The sequence below is a fragment of the Kamptonema animale CS-326 genome (assembly GCF_028330895.1).
GTDB lineage: Bacteria > Cyanobacteriota > Cyanobacteriia > Cyanobacteriales > Microcoleaceae > Kamptonema > Kamptonema formosum.
Genome location: NZ_JAQMUA010000263.1, coordinates 1 through 17350, shown reverse-complemented (window position 1 = coordinate 17350; position 17350 = coordinate 1). Strand labels below are relative to the sequence as shown.

Below are 17350 nucleotides of genomic sequence, written 5' to 3'. Positions count from 1 at the left end.
GTGTAATCCGTGTAATCGGTAAAATCCGTGTTCATAATTGGTAATGGCTAATGGCTAATTGCTAATGGCTAATTGCTAATTGCTAATGGCTATAGCGTTTCTCAATTAGTATGAGGTATAAAAACGACCCCCCCCTTGCAAAGAGGGGGAACCGAAAAGCCCCCTTTCTAAGGGGGTTGGGGGTAGAGCTATTTTACCTCAGCAGATAGAGTTCTCTATCTTTCCTATCTTCCCTACCCCCAGTTATTTCTGTTTCAAGACGACCAAAGTAATGTCATCAAAAACTTCTTGAGTGCCAATATAGCGGCGAACATCGGCAATAATATTTTGCTGCATCTCCGTCGCGGACAAAGTGTAATTCTGACGCACCACTTCACACAATCTTTCTAGTCCATATAATTCTTTCTCAGGATTTTCCGCCTCAGTGATGCCATCTGTATAGAGGACAATTCCATCCCCAGGATTTAAGACTATTTCTAATTCACTGATAAAATCAGCCACATCTGATTCTAGACCAATCGGAAAACCTAAATTCATTGTATCAATTAGTTCTAGGCTACCATCGGCACGGATTAAAATTACTTCTTCATGCTGTCCGCTGATGCGTACAGTACCATCCTGATAGTCTAGTAAGGCTAAAGACAGCATTTTATCAGCATTCATCCGCTGGACGTTACCGTAAATTGCCTGGTTAACTGCACTTAAAAAGCTCACTGGGTCTGTTTCATTATTCGCTAATAATGCTCGCACGGCAGTTTGCGCCATAATCATTACGACACCACTTTCTAGTCCGTGACCGGTGACATCGCCGATGCCGATTTTAATCCGTCCATCTTGATTGAGCACGTCGTAGTAATCGCCGCCGACTTCTGTAGCTGGTTCCATGAATCCGGCGATATCCAGACCCGGAATTTGCTGTAATTCCGACTCTTTGGGCAGAATCATTTGTTGGAGTTCGCGAGTAATATCTAGTTCGGCACTCATTCGCAGATTATCTTCTTTGAGGCGATCGTTTAGTTTTACAATCTCTGTATTAGCCTGTGCTAATTGGGCAGTGCGTTCTTCAACTTTTTGCTCTAAGGTTTGGTAGAGGAGGGCATTTTCAATAGAAATTGCTGCCTGGGCTGATAAAATTCTTAGCAGTTCTAAGCGGTCAGCAGTGAAGGCATCGGTGGTGAGATTATTTTCTAGGTAAAGTAGTCCGATGAGTTTGCCTTGATTGATGATGGGGGCGCAGAGAACTGATTTGGGTTGATTTTCAACAATATAAGGCTCGTTGATAAAAAGTCCTTGGTGGGTTGCATCACTTAGTACCAAATCTTCTTGGGTTCTCATGGCATAGTTAATAATTCCTTGGGGGAGTAGGTCAGTGGTTTCTACTGACTGGGACTGCAAGACTGTGACTTCATCTTTGCCTACTTCTCTAGCGGCTTCAATGGTTAATTTATTGTTATTAACTAAAATCAGATATCCTTTTTGAGCGCCGGCATTTTCAATGGCAAACTGCATTAGTTTGGCTAGTAATTTTTCTAGCACAATTTCTCCTGCGAGAGCTTGGGAGGCTTTGATGACGGTTGTTAAGTCTAGGACTTCTCCATTGCTGCCAGTGGAAGTGGTACTGGTGCGGTTAGTTTCTGTTCTATTGGTTATGCGGACTCGCAACTGGGGATATTCTGTTTCTAAGGCTGTAACTTTGGCTTTGGCTCCCCATTGGGTGTAGCAATAATGGGCATTTCTGAGATATAGTTGACCGATTTCTTCTCGGCCTAGTGATAGATAGAATTCTGCGGCGCGTTCGTAGGCTAGGGCTTCTTCATGGATGAATTCTGATTTTTTAGCACCTTGAATAGCTTGTTCGTAAAGTTCTTGTGCTTCCCAGGTTTGACCTAAAACTCGTGCTTTTTCAGCTTCGACAAGAGCGTATTTATTTTGAAAGTTCTCTGGGCAATAGGTAGTCCATTCTTTCATGTCCTCCTGATTTTTAGTTACTTGTTCTAGTGATTCTACCTGCTGTATTGGATTGCAATTATTATAGTAATAAAGCAAGGCAAGAGAAGAATAAAATTTATGTTGCGGCCCTGTTATGTATGCACCCGAACTTATTACATATTTTTCCGCATTAATACTGTTTGTGAAAGCTTGAATAGGATCTTTAAATAAATAGTAGATAGTTTCTTTAATAAAATAAGCGAGGAATAGTAACCATTGATTATTATTCTGACTTAAGTTTTCTAAAAAATCTTGTTCCTCTTTTTCAGAAGAACCTATTATAACAAATTTTTCATTTTCAGATTTTTCCATTAAAAACTTTACCGATGATTGCACTATTTTTATGTAATAAATTGAATATTCTTGCCGGAGTTTAGTGATTATTTTTGAGTATTTTTTATAATTACTTTCAACTTCTTCTAAATTTGTCCCTGCTAAAAAATTAACCCAGCAATAGCTTATAGATGTATAAGAAGCATATTCATTATCTCCGATGTCTATAGCTTGTTGAAATCCCTTGAGTAATTTTTCTTCTGCCACTTTGTCTTTTAGAGAATTCTTCCAGTGCCAAATGAAGCCATAATAAACATGAACCACTAAAGCTTCTAATTTTTTAGTAAAATCAAATTTTTCTAGTAGTTTTAAAGAAAGTTTACCAAATTCATATCCTAAATTAAATTGCCTTGAGCTGCACAGAATCAATCCATATGAAGCATAATTACTAGCAGCTTGCGGTGGGTTGCCATACTTGATGCACAGGTTGACTTGAGTTAATACAACCAGAATATGCAGTAAGAAATTTATTTGTATTGTAGGACCAACAATTTCCCGTAATATTGATGCGACTGCAATTTGATAGAGGTCAGTCATCGGATAATTATCAACTAAATCTTTAATTTCTTTATCCTTTAATATCAGATTAAGAGATTCTTGTTGTTGAGCAATTTGGTTTTCTATTTCTCCTGTTTCTTCGGGTATATTTACTCCCAGTTCTGCTAAAGCTTTAGATGCAGTTTTTATTGCCTTTTCTTGTTGAAATTGAGCAATATAAGACTGAATTTTTACTTGATATATCCTAACCCTATCAAGAGGTTTTTGTGCATTTTCAAAGATAATTATAGATAGGTTTTCAACTTCCTGAAATTTTGTGGTTAAGTATAGAGATTCTAATATTTCTATGTGTAGATTTAAAGTCAAATCATACTGGTATTGCCAACTACTTTGTGATAATAATCCTAATCCAGTCTCTAAATACCTCAAACTAGGTTCATAAGCTGCCGATGATTTTGCTTTTTTACCAGCTTGAAAATTTAAATTGGCTAATTCATCTTTTTTTGATTGTTCAGTAATTAACTCCAGCCCCTCATTTAGTTGATTAACAATTTCAAAAAGATTTTCTCCTAACAACTCTTCTTTAGTATTTTCTAATAGTAGTTTTCCTACTTGTAAGTGAACTGCTTTTTTTTCTGCTTCTGGAATCAGCGCATAGGAAGCTTGCTGCACGCGGTCATGTAGGAATTTATATGGTATTGATTTTGGATACTCAGGCATCAAATCAGGGAAGATATCTGAAGTATTATCATATATTTCGTCTTGATTCCATAGCAAAGGAATTCTATAATTTTCATTTAGTGGCAAAATCAAACCTTGTTGGATGGCCGGCCAAAGGTCTTTAGTTGTATCAGATTGAGATTTAGTATTAACGACAGAAAGAACTTCCAAATCAAATCTACTTCCAATGCAAGCAGCTAATTTCAATGCTTTTTGCGTGTTTTTATTTAAGCTTTCAATTTTTTGTATCATTAATTCCACTACATTTTCAGTGATTTGAATGCTTTTTATTTCTTCAATATCCCATTGCCAACGTCCTTCTTTTGGAGCAAATGAAAACAAATTATCTTTATATAAAGATTGCAGTAATTGGGTCAAGAAAAATGGATTGCCTTGAGTTTTATTTGTTAGTAATTCCGCCAAATCTTTGCAGCTTTCTGTTGAATTGCCGAGGGAATCAGCAATTAATTGATTAACTTGCGATCTTGTTAAAGGAGAAAGGATAATATTATTAATATTAACGCCTAATTTTTGGATTTTTTCTAAGGTAAGAATTAAAGGATGAGTATCATTGACTTCGTTGTTCCGGTAGGCTCCAATCATCAATAGGTATTGACTATTGGGTTCAGTTGTTAATTGTTCAAATAAATTCAGAGATGGTAAATCTGCCCATTGCAAATCGTCCAGAAAAATAACTAATGGATGTTCTTGTTTGCAGAAAACACTGATAAATCTTTGGAAAAACAAATTAAATCTATTTTGAGATTCAGTAGCTCCTAATTGTTCGACTTGGGGTTGTTTGCCAATAATTTTTTCTACTTCGGGAATCACATCAATAATAACTTGAGCATTAAGTCCTAATGCTTCTATAATACGTTCTTTCCAAGTTTGTAATTTTGTGGCAGGTTCGCTCAGAAGTTGCCGAATTAAATCTTCAAAGGCTTGGCTAATTGCCGCATAGGGAATATCCCGCTTTAATTGATCGAATTTTCCACCGATAAAGTATCCGCGCTGGCGGACTATAGGTTTATGAATTTCATTAATTAAAGCTGACTTGCCAATGCCTGAATAACCAGAAACCATCAATATTTCGGTGCTGCCTTGCCTAACTCGGTCAAAAGTAGTTAACAGTTGAGTAACTTCTTGTTCGCGACCATAGAGTTTTTGAGGAATCTGAAATTTATCAGAAATATCTCGACTGCCTAGAGGAAAGACAGAAATTTCACCTGTAGTTTGCAATTGATTTAGGCAAGTTTCTAAATCAGCTTTTAGTCCCCAGGCAGTTTGATATCTTTCTTCTGGAGTTTTAGCTAACAATTTCATCACAATGTTAGAAACTGCTTCAGGAATAGTGGATATTATCTCTTGACAGGCTGCGGGTTGTTGAGCAATATGACAATGCACTAACTCAATGGGGTCAGTTGTTTGAAAAGGCAATTGGTGGGTTAGCAATTCGTAGAGCGTGACACCAAGGGAATAAAAATCGCTGCGATAATCTATGCCTCGATTCATTCTGCCAGTTTGCTCTGGAGCAATATAAGCTAAAGTCCCTTCTAATTGATTCAGGTTGCGAGTTGTCTGGTTTTCTTCAGATAAACGGGTAGAAATCCCAAAATCAATAATTTTCAGTTGTCCTGTTTTTTGATTGTAGACAATATTGGAAGGGTTAATATCTTTATGAATAATATTTTCATTGTGAATAACTGCTAAACTTTGAGCTATCTCGATGGCAATGGTGAGAAATTCTTTTAGAGTGAACTGGCGCTCTAAAATTAAAAAATTTAAAGATTTACCTCCAAAGTCTTCTAAGAATATTGCTAGGCTATTTTGATGGCGCTGCAATTGATATGCTTTGATCACCAGATCGGTGTTTAAAGAGCGGGTAATTTCATATTCCTGCTTGTAATGAGTGAAAGCAGAGATACTAGGATAGTTTTCCTTAAGGATTTTAACAATAATTGGTAAATTTTCAGGGAGAAGAATACCTTTATAGACTAAAGATTGATCGCTTTCATGGATTTGTTCGCCGATCTGATAATTTGTTATGCTCATAAGTTGCTCGATATTTAATCTGGGTAGTTTAGAGATTTTTTAGTAGAAGCAAGTAGGGGGCTCTACCCCCAACCCCCTTAGAAAGGGGGCTCTACCCCCAACCCCCTTAGAAAGGGGGCTTTTCCGGTTCCTCCCCTTAGAAAGGGGGCTTTTCCGGTTCCTCCCCTTAGAAAGGGGGCTTTTTCCGGTTCCTCCCCTTAGAAAGGGGGCTTTTTCCGGTTCCTCCCCTTTACAAGGGGGGGCTAGGGGGGGTCTTTTTTTACCTCATATATTGGTAAATTTCAGTTACCGTAGTCGTCATTGCCAAAATTCCATCTTTAGCCGATCTAGCAATAACCTGAGATTTCCACATATCGCAATTTTTACAGGCCGATCTCCGGTCTAATTGATTCAGAATTAAATCCCGCCTAAGTTGGTTAAATAAATCTCCCTGCCAAATCTCTTGCAGAGTTTGTTGGTTGTAATCGCCCAAGCTCTCAATATCCCCGTCGAAACCCAGTCTAAATAGGGTTTCAATACAATAATATATCCTACCATCGGGCAAAATAGCCATTTCGAGGAAGGGAAATAGACAAGCCCAGCGACCATGAGCTTTTTGGAGGTAATATTTTAGTGGGCTTTCTACAGTGTTATTGATATTGGCAAGACGCATATTTGTCTCTTCGTATTTAGCTACGTTCAAAACAAAAACGCTGTTAGCTTTAGCAAGCCACCGCTCTCGGAATTGTTCCTCTTCTTCCCAGGTAACGCCCTGATTTCTGACGAAAGATGTTCTGACTTCGCAGGGAAATCTCAGGCGATCGCGCAGTTGAATGAACTGTAGCACATTAGATTCAACTCGGCTCAGGTTCGCCCCCCTAACTTTAGTATAGGTTTCTTGGTTCGCAGCATCAATGCTAATATCAATACTGGTTAGCCCAGCCTGCAATAATTCTTGTGCTATCTCCTCATTCAGCAGTTGCCCGTTAGTGGTGATATGAATTCTGGGAACTCCCTGCTGCCGACAGAGTTGCACAAAATCTACCAATTTGGGATGCAGCAATGGTTCTTCTACGCTGCCGATTAAAATTGCGATTTTCTTTTCCCCGCATTCCCTAGCAATTTTCTCCATCATCTGCCACGACATGGCCTTGTTTCCAGTGAAGAAATCTGTGGTATGGGTAGGTTTCAGTAAAGAACTGTGATAGGGACACATCACGCATTTAAGATTGCAGGTATTCCCAACAATTACTCTTACATAGGCAGGTTTGACTGCTATCCCGTAATAATTGGCAAAATAATGCAGTTGCTCGTCAATATCGGTTTCTGAAATAAAGGTAAAGGGAATTGAGTTGAAATAATTTCCGCGAGGTTTATTTTCAACTTCTTGAAATAACTGTTTCGATAGATCGCTAAATTCCTGCGGATATAAATAAGCGAGGGTGGGATAGGGAGGTAAACCCAATTCTGAAGCAATCGGCAATATTGGCTTGAAGGCTACTGCTTTTGCTTCTGATTTGACTGTAGCTAAAAGCCTCTCGATACTTTTGGGATGTAAGGGAATGCCCCAAGCAGGTATTTCTAGTACCATGTCTGGTGCTTCTAAGTTGTTTTCTACATCATCTATAATTTTCGCTGATAAAAGCTTTTGACTATCTTTAATAATCATATATTTTTCTTGACTCAAGAGCTTAGTTTATGCTAAAGAAAAACCCCACACTCTAAAATAAACTTAGTAGTGTGGGTAAATTTTTTTGTGCCTTTATTATCGCTTGATCGCCGCAGTTTGGCAACTAATCAATGAATGTGTAACTTTTACCTAAACTATGAAACACGGGGTTATCAGCATCAAGAACAGGTTGCAGGAATGTAAGGATTATCTGAACAAAAATCCTTATTATAGTTGTCGTCGTTAACCCAATGCTTTAATCCTGCTGTGTTGACAGTTATATCGGAAAACTTTGGAGATGGAGGATAGGGAATTGTAAATCGTAGCAGATGAGGCTCATTTTTTGAAGGATCTGCGATATCACCCGAAAAAGCAGTATAATCAATAGTGAACAAATAGCCTTTGATGTTAGGGTCTGTCTCTCCAAGTTCGTATCCATCAAACAAAGGAAATAGTTGTGGGTTTTTAGTTCTTTCGCCAAAAACGGCGTATAGCAAGCCTCCTGGAGTTAAGCCTGGAGCTGAAGCAGGTTGAGCCGCCAAAAGCTTCTTCAAGTTGTCACCAGTTTGCGGTTGCTGTCCCTGTGCAGGGAGTTTAGTGGGTTCGATAAAATATTGGTGTAATGCTTTTGCGTAACTAGCTCTTTTTTTTCTTTCTTCCTCGTCAACATTTTGTGGAGAGGTTTTTGGATCTTCCCATAGCCATATATAACTTACCAGTTGAGAGAGAAGCTTTGCCTGTCTAAGGATACGCAGGATGAATGGGTATGATGGTGGAAACTTATCGCCTGATAAGTCTTTTACTTCTATCAGGTGTACACACTTTTCTCCATTTTTAGGCTTTTTGTCCTCTGGCAAAAAATTCTCAAAATCCAGACTAAACATAAAGTCTTGAGTTCCAAAAGCCATAGCTAGCTCCTTAATTTTGATTTAGCCTATTAACTTGATTTTTATATGTTAGCAAACTATTTACGCTGAGTCAATAAAAATCGCAAAATATTTTTAACAGGACTTACGCAAAAGTTCAAGCTAAAAACTAGACTATTACTAGCTAATCAAGGCAAGCCGTAGAAACGCCGGGGATTATCCCAGAGAATCTTTTGTACCGTTTCTTTAGACAAACTATCTTCGAGCCCGATCATTTTTTCAATGATATCTGGCTGATGATCCATGTGGGGATAGTCGGAACCAAAAATCAAGTTATCGGCACCGATGTAATCGATAATTTGACCCAGATAAGGTTCCGTCGGCTCAACAGCAATAAAGCACTGCCGACGAAAATAATCTGAAGGCAGCATCTTAACATTGTGGCTCACTTCCCAATGTAGATTCCGATACTCTTCATCCAATCTCCACAACCAATAGGGCAACCAGCCGCAACCCGATTCTAAAAATGCTACTCTCAACAAAGGATGACGCTCTAATACTCCTCCTTCAATTAGGGCTAAAAGTGCCATCATTTGTTCCATAGGATGAGAGCAGGCGTGAGTAGCAAAGCGAGTCTGAAATCGATCCGCGCCTGTAGTTGGTAAGAAACTATGAGTGGCTTCATGGATACCAATAGCAATTTCTAACTCTTCACAAGCTGTCCAAAATGGCTTGTAGGCAGAGTCACTCAAAAGTCTACCTTTAACTGGATTGGGGCGCAAAAATACCGCTTTCCATCCAAATTCAGCAATTTTATGTAATTCGGCAACCATCTTTTCGGGGGCGTGAAGATTAATAGCTCCCACACCTCTCAACCTGTCGGGATCGTAACTACAAAATTCTTCATATAACCAGTGATTATAAGCGCTGGTAAAGGCTCCGGCGACTTCCGGTGCCATACTATCAATTGACCACAACCACAGTCCAAAAGTAGGATAAACAAATGCTATATCGACTCCCATTTCTATCATTGCTTGAACGTGGGATTCCACATCAAAGCGCTTCAAATAAGAATTAGGGTGAGCCTCCCTCATCTGCTTGTTACCCTCTTTTTCAACTTGCTCAGAAACCTGAATAGTAATTTTTTCCCCTTGAATTCTCATATCTGGCGAGGGAGCAAATTGCTTAAATTCAGGGGCGAGATATTTTGCCCACATTTGAGATGGTTCAAAAACGTGGGAATCAGCATCAAGAATGCGATATCCGTTGAGCATAGGGATAATTAGGAAATGCGAGAAAATAAAGCTTTCTTATTTTGGCAGCATTTACGCGCATATTAGTAATATTTTTAATAGGTATAATTTTGGTGAGGCATCGCAATCTAAACCTTGACTCAAGTCTAGATTGCGAACTGCTGGCAATATCAATTAAGAGCAACTAAGGAGGATATAGGGATAGGGGGGATGTACGAATTGCACCCCATCTGATGATTCGATGCTCTCAGGATAGAAGGGGAATTTTCCCTCATGTTCGTCGGCCTCTGCCCAAGCTTTAACTTGATCGGGTTTGACAGTGAATTCGCTTAACTCAGGCCGGGGGGGATAGGGCATCACTACTTCATAGTAAGGAGGCACGGGGTTATTCCCGGACTGGGGATAATCTGTCCTGTTTGCATAAAAAGTATCCCAAGATACTTTGAACGCATATTCATAGACAAGTTCGTAATTGCTTAAAATTGGTTCGCAGATGCGAACATAAGTGTCCGATCCTGGCTCTACTGGAGTATATACTAATCCTCCAAACAAAAGACTTAATTGTAGTCCTTGCTGGTTAAGGCGATCTGATTTAATGATGCAATCAGTTGTTTCGCCAGTTGTTGGAATCTCTGCCCATGAAGGCTCAAAATTATTGGGTCTGAGGTTGGCAGCCAAGAATATTTTTCTGGCTATCTCTGCTTTTTTGGCATCCAAATCGTTATCAAAGTAGTCTTTGGAAAGCCATGTTTTAGCCATTAACTGCGATAGCTTTCGGCACTGGAACAGGAATCGAGCCGTAGAATATTTAGCCAGATTCTTGTGATTGAGACTGCCATCAAGATTTTTAATGGGGAGAAAGTTTGGATCGAGTTGAACTCCATTAGAAGGCAAGCTGTCTGCGATGCTTCCAACATTACCTCCTGCTTCCAAAACTTTCATATCCCTGAAGTCTTGCTTTTGTTTGGTGAGTAATGTTGTTTCAATACTCCCGTCATCGTGTTGATTGACGATCAGCACTTGAAAATAATGCAGATCGTAGTGGCTCTGTGATTTAGAGTTTTCCTCAATTTCGAGCAATTTAGTTAACAGGCCAGTGTCGGGAGATATCGCAGGCTTGGTCAGATTAGTAGCAATGGGCATATAGAGATATCCTCAAATAGAAATCTTTTGCCAGACTTTAGTCTGTAAATTTCTCAGATCATATCAGATATCATAGAATCGACAAGGATTATCCCAAACAATTTTTCGGACTGTTTCTTTAGATACTTTTTCTTCAAGAGCGATAATGCTCTTAACAATGTCTCGACTGTGATCCCAGTGGGGATAGTCCGATCCAAAGATCAGGTTATCAGTACCGATGTACTCCAAAACTTCTGGTAAACAGGCTTCAGAAGGTTCGATAGAAACAAAACATTGGCGGCGGAAATACTCGGAGGGTTTGATTTTAACATTATCTTTAACCTCCCAGTATAACTTTTCGTACTCTTCATCTAATCGCCAAAGCCAGTAGAGAAGCCAACTACAGCCAGATTCTAAAAAACCAAATTTCAGTCGGGGATGTCTTTCTAACACTCCTCCTTCAATCAAGGCTAATAAAGCCATCATTTGTTCCATCGGATGAGAACAAGCGTGCATCGCAAATTGCGTGTTAAATCGATCTGCACCAGTAGTAGGCAACCGACCATGACTGCCGCATTCGTGAAGTCCTATTGCTATCCCCAGTTGTTCGCATTCTGTCCAAAAAGCTTCATAGGCGCGATCGCTGAGTAATCTTCCTTTGACTGGGTTAGGATATAAAAAGACAGCCTTCCAGCCAAATTTAGCGATCCGATGTAATTCGGGGATCATTTCTTCGGGAGCATGAAGATTAATTGCACCTACTCCTTGGAGCATGGCTGGATTATAGCTACAAAAGTCTAGCAACCAATTATTGTAAGCACGGGTCAAAGCTCCTGCTACTTGAGGGGACATGGTATCAATAGTTAAAACCCATAATCCCAGACTGGGATAAAGAAATGCAATATCTGTCTGCATTTGCCCCATTGCGATGAGATGAGATTCTGGATCGAATCCATTGGAATAGGCTGATGTAGGGTGATTTTGGGCAACTTTGCTAACTATAAATTCATGAATTTGACCAGGAATTTTGTGATAAATCTTCTCTCCCTTGATTGTCATATCTGGGGGAGATGGAGCAAATTGTTTAAATTGTGGTTCGAGATAGTTCACCCATAGATCGCCGGGTTCAAAAACGTGGCAATCTGCATCTATAATTCGATATCCGTTGAGCATAAGACAATCATTCCAAATCTGACGGGCTAATGCCCAAAATTGTTAACTGTTCGAGAGAAAGCGACTTTAACTTCTCAGCTAATTCTAGCCGCTTTTGCCGTTCTAGCTCCGCCTGTGCGATCGCAAATTCCGCATCTGTTGACACCCAATTTCCCACACCATCATACCAGCGCAACCAGCGCCGATTAATCCCCTCAAATTCCCCTTGCCAAACTCCCAACCCCAATTTAAGTTCGGGAATCCAAAACCTCGGATTGTCAACATCTAGGATTTGTTCTTGATAGCGCCCACCATTGAGTTTAAAAATCCGCAGGCGATCGCTATACCGACTAAATACGGCATAATAAGGTACTCGCAAAATCCGCTCGTAAACATCCCACTTTCTCGGCGGTATTTCTCGCGTTGCTTGTCCGCTACTCTCCTCAATCGCATCTACTTCTGCTTCTACAAATTGCCCCAAATCTTCTTTTTCCGTTCCCGGTGACAGCAATTCCACCACTAAAAAAGGATTTGTACCTTCTTGCCAAACCACATAACTAGAGCGTAAATCTGTCTCTTCGTACAACCGAGAAACATCCACAACTAGAAACCAATCGGGGCGCTTGTGCCACAGAAAATGATGGACATCATAGTACAAGTTTAAATCTGAGCCGACAAAGATGCGATCGCTCGGATAATCTGGCAATCTTAGCGTGCGCGATAGCAACTGCGGCTGCCAACTATGAAACTCATCAGGCAAACCAGGTTCCTCCGGGTTTTCACTAGGGAGATCGTACATTGTCGGCAACGTCTGCTTCGGCGGCAGAGGCGTTTCTGTCTGGGGAATTGGCGATCGCTGTTGTAGCATGACGATACCAGAGAAAGTCTTATTTCAGATTATATTATTAGGATATAAGGTAGGGGCGGGTTCGCCGATCAATTATGTCACCCACCAATAACCTTAATAAACCCGCCCTCACCCAACGAATAATCCCGAATAACGATCGCTGAATAACCATTAAATTTAATTAATTGTTAATTTTTTCGTGGGTGGGGGCGGGTTTTTATGATTGTTCGATCGGTGTCAAATATTTCGGCGAACCCGCCCCTACTGTCTGGGGAATTGGCGATCGCTGTTGTAGCATGACGATACCAGATAAAGTCTCATTTCAGATTATATTATTAGGATATAAGGTAGGGGCGGGTTCGCCGATCGATTATGTCACCTACCAATAACCTTAATAAACCCGCCCCCACCCAACGAATAATCCCGAATAACGATCGCTGAATCACATTAAATTTAATTAATTGTTAATTTTTTCGTGGGGTGGGGGCGGGTTTTTATGATTGTTCGATGGGTGTCAAATATTTCGGCGAACCCGCCCCTACAAAAATTATGGTCATTTAACCGGACATAATCTAAGTTATGACCCAGTAAAATTACCAGAAATTAGGCAATGAAAGCAGATTTTTTTACTCCGCATTGCTTACATCCACATTGGTACAGGATTCAATTGATCCTCTAAAAGCGGTGCTGGCAACCAACCCAATTGCACGGGAACATCATAAAGTCTTCCTCCATCTAATCGCTTCCACATATGCCGCATACCAGGAACAATTACCTTAGCTACCCGCAGTCCAACATCAGGACGAGTTTGGTCTAAAACTAACATTTCCATGCCCTTACTTTCTACTATTTGTTGACAAAGCTTGACATCATCTAGGAGATCGTTAGTTGCCATTACGGGATAATCTGCCCAAACTTTAGGAGTAGTATTTGGAGCCGGCATCAGATAGGGTTGATTAGCCATAGTAGCAGTTTTCCACCATTCAACAGCTAAAGGATCGGGAGAAGCAGGGTATTGGGTACTACCATCAGCTTGAGCAAATAAAACGTTGGGTAAAATTTGATTGACTTCCGTTAAAGCGCGACTGAGAGCAATCTTGGGGTCAAAATGAGTGCCATAGCCGATTACAATGTCTTCTACTGCGCGATCGCACCTCCACGTCACCGCCGCAAAAGTGGGAATATTTAAGTCGCTAGTCAGGTCTAAAATCGTCAGTTCCCGATTGATACTTTGATAATATTGTCTCAAGTTTGGGAAATAAGGATCGTCAAAACTATCTAGATCGACTTGGGGTTTCTGAAGGCGATTGTACCACCACAAAGCCACAGCATCCCGCTCTACTAATTCCATGAAACCTTGCAGAATTGCTTCTTCAATGGTGTTACCCGCCGCACAACCATTGGAATCTGCCCAACAGTCAGGTTGATAGCCTGTAGAATAGCCATAATAGCAATAGGCTGTCGGCAAATATTTGAAGGTTTGATGAGTCAAAGACCAAACTGGTGTCCAATCAATTTCTCTGTCTGGATCGAAGGGTTCGGGAACTTTTTGAAACCAACCTTGACATTCAGCATTCCATTGTTGCCGATGTTGATATTGCTGTTCGCTGAAGTTCATGCAGTCATTGGGATGAATGGCGCGATCGCCTAATTTATTGTAACTACTTTGTTCTCTGATTTCATCTCCCTGAAAAACTCCCGAATACCGTTCAATAGCCTCACAAAAACCGCTGGCTCTGGCTTGAGCATCGGTTTTGCCTTTACCAGAACTTCGGCCGCCGAGATTTTTTTGTAGGTTTTCTAAATCGTCAAAAACTGTGAGAAAATGATGTTTAGCCACATAGGTATGATTGAGAGCATTAGTTTGAATCTTGCTCAATCCCCGCACAACTCCCGTAATCGGGCTAATATGATGTTGATATTTTCTCAGGGTTTCTTCTGGAGAACAAAAACGGTGTCCGCCATCCTCTGTAAAGTTTTTCTTCCGATGTCCTAAAACTACGGGGCGAGGTTTCTTCGCTAATCCCTTAGCCATCTCTCCACAAGTAGGACATTGGGGACGTTTAACTAGGATGTGATCTTGAGTTTGGAGCGCGATCGCATCATAAGTTACCAGAGTGCTAGTTAATCTGGGATTCTCTCCTTGGGCAATCCATTTAAACACTTCCGTCGCTGCCATGCTCAGGGCAGTTTGTTTAGTAGAATTGAGAGTAGCCAGGGGAGGATTGATGGGGGGAATGTCTTTATGTCTTTCGATAAAACTTTCTACGGGGTTGTTGTCTTGCAATCGTTTAGCTAAACACTGCCAGCAACCTGTTTTTTCCGGGGCAAATATGGGGCCTAGCCAAGGAGTTATCCCCAAGGGTTTAACTAACATCCAAGTAGATTGCGACTGCAAGGCTTTTTGGTTAAATTCCTCTAGTCTCGGATCGAGATAATTGTCTGCTAAAATTACGGTAATATCCCCTGTTTCTGCAACTTGAATATGCAGAGATTCCAGCAGATTAATCAAGGCTTCTGCGGGAACTGAACTAAATGATTTAACGACTACTTTGGTCGATTGTAATCGCTGCTGAACATCCGCAGGGGCAATATTTAGATGATGACAGAAAATAGCTAAATCCGGCGGTAGAGGATTGTCTTCTAACTGAATATAGCCCTGTTTCTCCATTTGAAACAGAGCGTATTGGGTTTTGATGCTGGTATTGAGAGCATCCTGAAAGAAAGCCGTATTTTCAGGATCGGATTCTTGGTCTGCCAGTAACTCTAGAAGAATAGCATCAATAATTTGATCGCTGTCGCGATCGCCATCAATCAGACTAGCCAATTTCTGATATAGGCGATCGCGCAACCAACCAGCACCTTTTTCGGAGACAAAAAACACGCGATCGGGAGCCATAGATTCGACAGCGTAAGCAGGATTGAATTGAATGCGATTGAACATAGTGTATAACTAGGGGCTAGGGGAAGAAGGAAAAGGGAAGAGGGAAGAGGGGAAAGGCTAAAATGGTTACTTTTAGAAGCAATCCCTAGATTTTAAGCGCTTTCTTCCCTGGCCATAAGCATTATAGTCCCTAGTCCCTCGCTTCCTATACATAGTCTGACTTGATGACAATGCCTCAAAGTAACTTTACTAGGGCTTACGCTCATGGCTCCAGAAACCGGGTTTTTGAGAGCTTCTGGGGGTACGGGCGAAGTATTTTCAAAAACCCGGTTTCTTAGGTTTGGTGCGTAAGTCCTATCCCACCTAAGTACACAGGTGCAGGCGCAGAGCGAGCTCAGAATAGTGTGGAGGCTGAGCCTGTAAGGGTTACACCCCTTATTCGATCTAAGATAGTCTTGCTTTCCCTTTGATTGTTTCTATGTCCTCAAGTTCACACTCTCAGCAATCATACGTAAACACGATAAAAATTGATTCATAGAATTAAGCAAATCAAGGTAATTACCGAAGTATTTAAACTCTGTTACTCTCTTAATAAACAAAGCATTTAAAAACTAAGAGCCTGAATTTACCTTGTGTGAAGTAGCAGTGAAGCCTCAATGAAGATTGTACTAAAACTGGCCTCTACAAGAACAATATTCCTAAATTAATAGATAATAAAAATATAGCAAATTTTCACCCACTTATCACTAATTACCATGAATACCAAACTACTCCCAACCTTAGCTACTCTTGCTGCTACTTTAGGCACGCTTGCATTTCAATCACCAGCTAAGGCATTTAATTTTACAACTAACTTGACAACTCCCAGCGTACCAGATGCTAAAAGTGATATTTGGTTAAAGTCAGTTACATACGGCGGTAAAACAACCAGCGATTTTGCTTTCGTCAAGGCTGTAGACATCATCAACAATACACCAGTTAAAAGTGGTTTAAACCCGAATACGCAAACAAGCAACCCGGAAGATAATACAAAAAGTAACGACAACAGCGGCGCAGCCAGTACAGATAAAGGTGATAACGCCAGTTCCCCGATAGTTAATGGACAAGCAGTAGATGTATCGGGAATTAAGAACCCAACTGGTAGCGAAATGGCTGCTTATCTGGGCAACAATAACCTTAACAATATCATCGATACTGAAGATGGGGGTTCGTTTAAACTTAACCTATCGTTTACTACAGCAGTAGCAAACTTATTCTTCTGGGAACGGGGTATGAATAGCACCCTTAGAGTTCAAGCTTTGGATGCTATGGGAAACCTGATTGGAAATCTTCTAACTCTTAATTCCAGTAGTTGGGGAAAGGCTGGATATAGTATTAACACCCAAGAAATTGGCGGTTCTCAAAATGTGGGCGCATGGGGAGTTAGCTTAGCAGATTTAGGAGTGACCGGCCCGATTGGTAGTATTCAAGTGAGCACTAACGGCTCTCTTGGCGATAATGGCCCTGACTTTAAAGTAATAGGTGAAGCAGCAGAACCAGTACCCGAACCGATGACAATGGCAGGTTTAGCTTTGGGTGCTAGTGGAATGATTGCCGCACGTCGCCGCCGCGCTAACAAAACTGCATAATTTCTCAGTTTAAATTATCTAGGACTTACGCATAGAGTCCCAGAAACCGGGTTTTCGAGAGAATCTGTGGGTAACAACCAAGTATTTTCCTCAAAAAACCCGGTTTCTTTGGTTGTGTGCGTAAGTCTTGTTATTTATACTTTTCTCGTCATTGCGAGTCAAGCGCAGCGCAGTTGCGAGGCAAGCGAAGCGCAGTTGCGAGGCACGAAGCAATCTGAAGCAATCTGAGGAACGAAGCAAACAGAAGCAATCTCAGGGACTAGGCGATTGCTTCACTTCGTTCGCAATGACAATCAATTGTAAGGTGGGCGCTCGCCGACAAATATCTTCTGCTATGATTTACAGGCTTGTTGCGGCG

At 40.8% G+C, this 17350-nt stretch carries 10 protein-coding genes; 2 read left to right on the top strand and 8 right to left on the bottom strand.

What is annotated here, in order from left to right; genetic code table 11:
- Positions 1 to 243: 243 nt before the first annotated feature.
- From PN499_RS15365 to PN499_RS15335, 7 genes are all read right to left on the bottom strand, one after another.
- The gene (locus tag PN499_RS15365; protein WP_272032868.1) at positions 244 to 5592 is read right to left on the bottom strand and encodes an AAA family ATPase; all 5349 of its coding nucleotides are present in this window, start codon (positions 5590 to 5592) and stop codon (positions 244 to 246) included.
- Positions 5593 to 5851: 259 nt separating this feature from the next.
- Positions 5852 to 7240 (bottom strand): radical SAM/SPASM domain-containing protein, encoded by a 1389-nt coding sequence (locus tag PN499_RS15360; protein WP_272032867.1) that lies wholly within the window; start codon positions 7238 to 7240, stop codon positions 5852 to 5854.
- 179 nt (positions 7241 to 7419) lie between these two features.
- On the bottom strand, positions 7420 to 8148 hold the full coding sequence (locus PN499_RS15355; protein WP_272032865.1) for a hypothetical protein: 729 nt from the start codon (positions 8146 to 8148) through the stop codon (positions 7420 to 7422).
- 146 nt (positions 8149 to 8294) lie between these two features.
- Entirely contained in the window at positions 8295 to 9380 is a 1086-nt protein-coding gene (locus PN499_RS15350; RefSeq protein ID WP_272032864.1) for an amidohydrolase family protein, read from the bottom strand.
- A 153-nt stretch (positions 9381 to 9533) separates the two neighbouring features.
- Positions 9534 to 10502, bottom strand: a complete 969-nt coding sequence (locus PN499_RS15345) for a hypothetical protein (protein WP_272032863.1) — start codon at positions 10500 to 10502, stop codon at positions 9534 to 9536.
- Between the two features lie 63 nt (positions 10503 to 10565).
- Positions 10566 to 11654, bottom strand: coding sequence for an amidohydrolase family protein (locus tag PN499_RS15340; protein WP_272032862.1), 1089 nt, complete (start codon positions 11652 to 11654; stop codon positions 10566 to 10568).
- A 7-nt stretch (positions 11655 to 11661) separates the two neighbouring features.
- Positions 11662 to 12501, bottom strand: coding sequence for a Uma2 family endonuclease (locus PN499_RS15335; protein WP_272032861.1), 840 nt, complete (start codon positions 12499 to 12501; stop codon positions 11662 to 11664).
- Positions 12502 to 12665: 164 nt separating this feature from the next.
- Here PN499_RS15335 and PN499_RS15330 point away from each other — a divergent pair, with 164 nt between their 5' ends.
- On the top strand, positions 12666 to 12869 hold the full coding sequence (locus PN499_RS15330) for a hypothetical protein (RefSeq protein WP_272032860.1): 204 nt from the start codon (positions 12666 to 12668) through the stop codon (positions 12867 to 12869).
- A gap of 251 nt (positions 12870 to 13120) precedes the next feature.
- On the opposite strand, the gene PN499_RS15325 is transcribed toward PN499_RS15330, so the two are convergent.
- Positions 13121 to 15424 carry a TOMM precursor leader peptide-binding protein gene (locus tag PN499_RS15325; protein WP_272032859.1) on the bottom strand — a complete coding sequence of 768 codons (2304 nt, stop codon included), beginning with the start codon at positions 15422 to 15424 and terminating at the stop codon, positions 13121 to 13123.
- A gap of 695 nt (positions 15425 to 16119) precedes the next feature.
- On the opposite strand from PN499_RS15325, the gene PN499_RS15320 reads away from it, so the two are divergent.
- Positions 16120 to 16992, top strand: coding sequence for an exosortase-dependent surface protein XDP2 (locus tag PN499_RS15320; protein WP_272032857.1), 873 nt, complete (start codon positions 16120 to 16122; stop codon positions 16990 to 16992).
- Positions 16993 to 17350 lie beyond the last annotated feature (358 nt).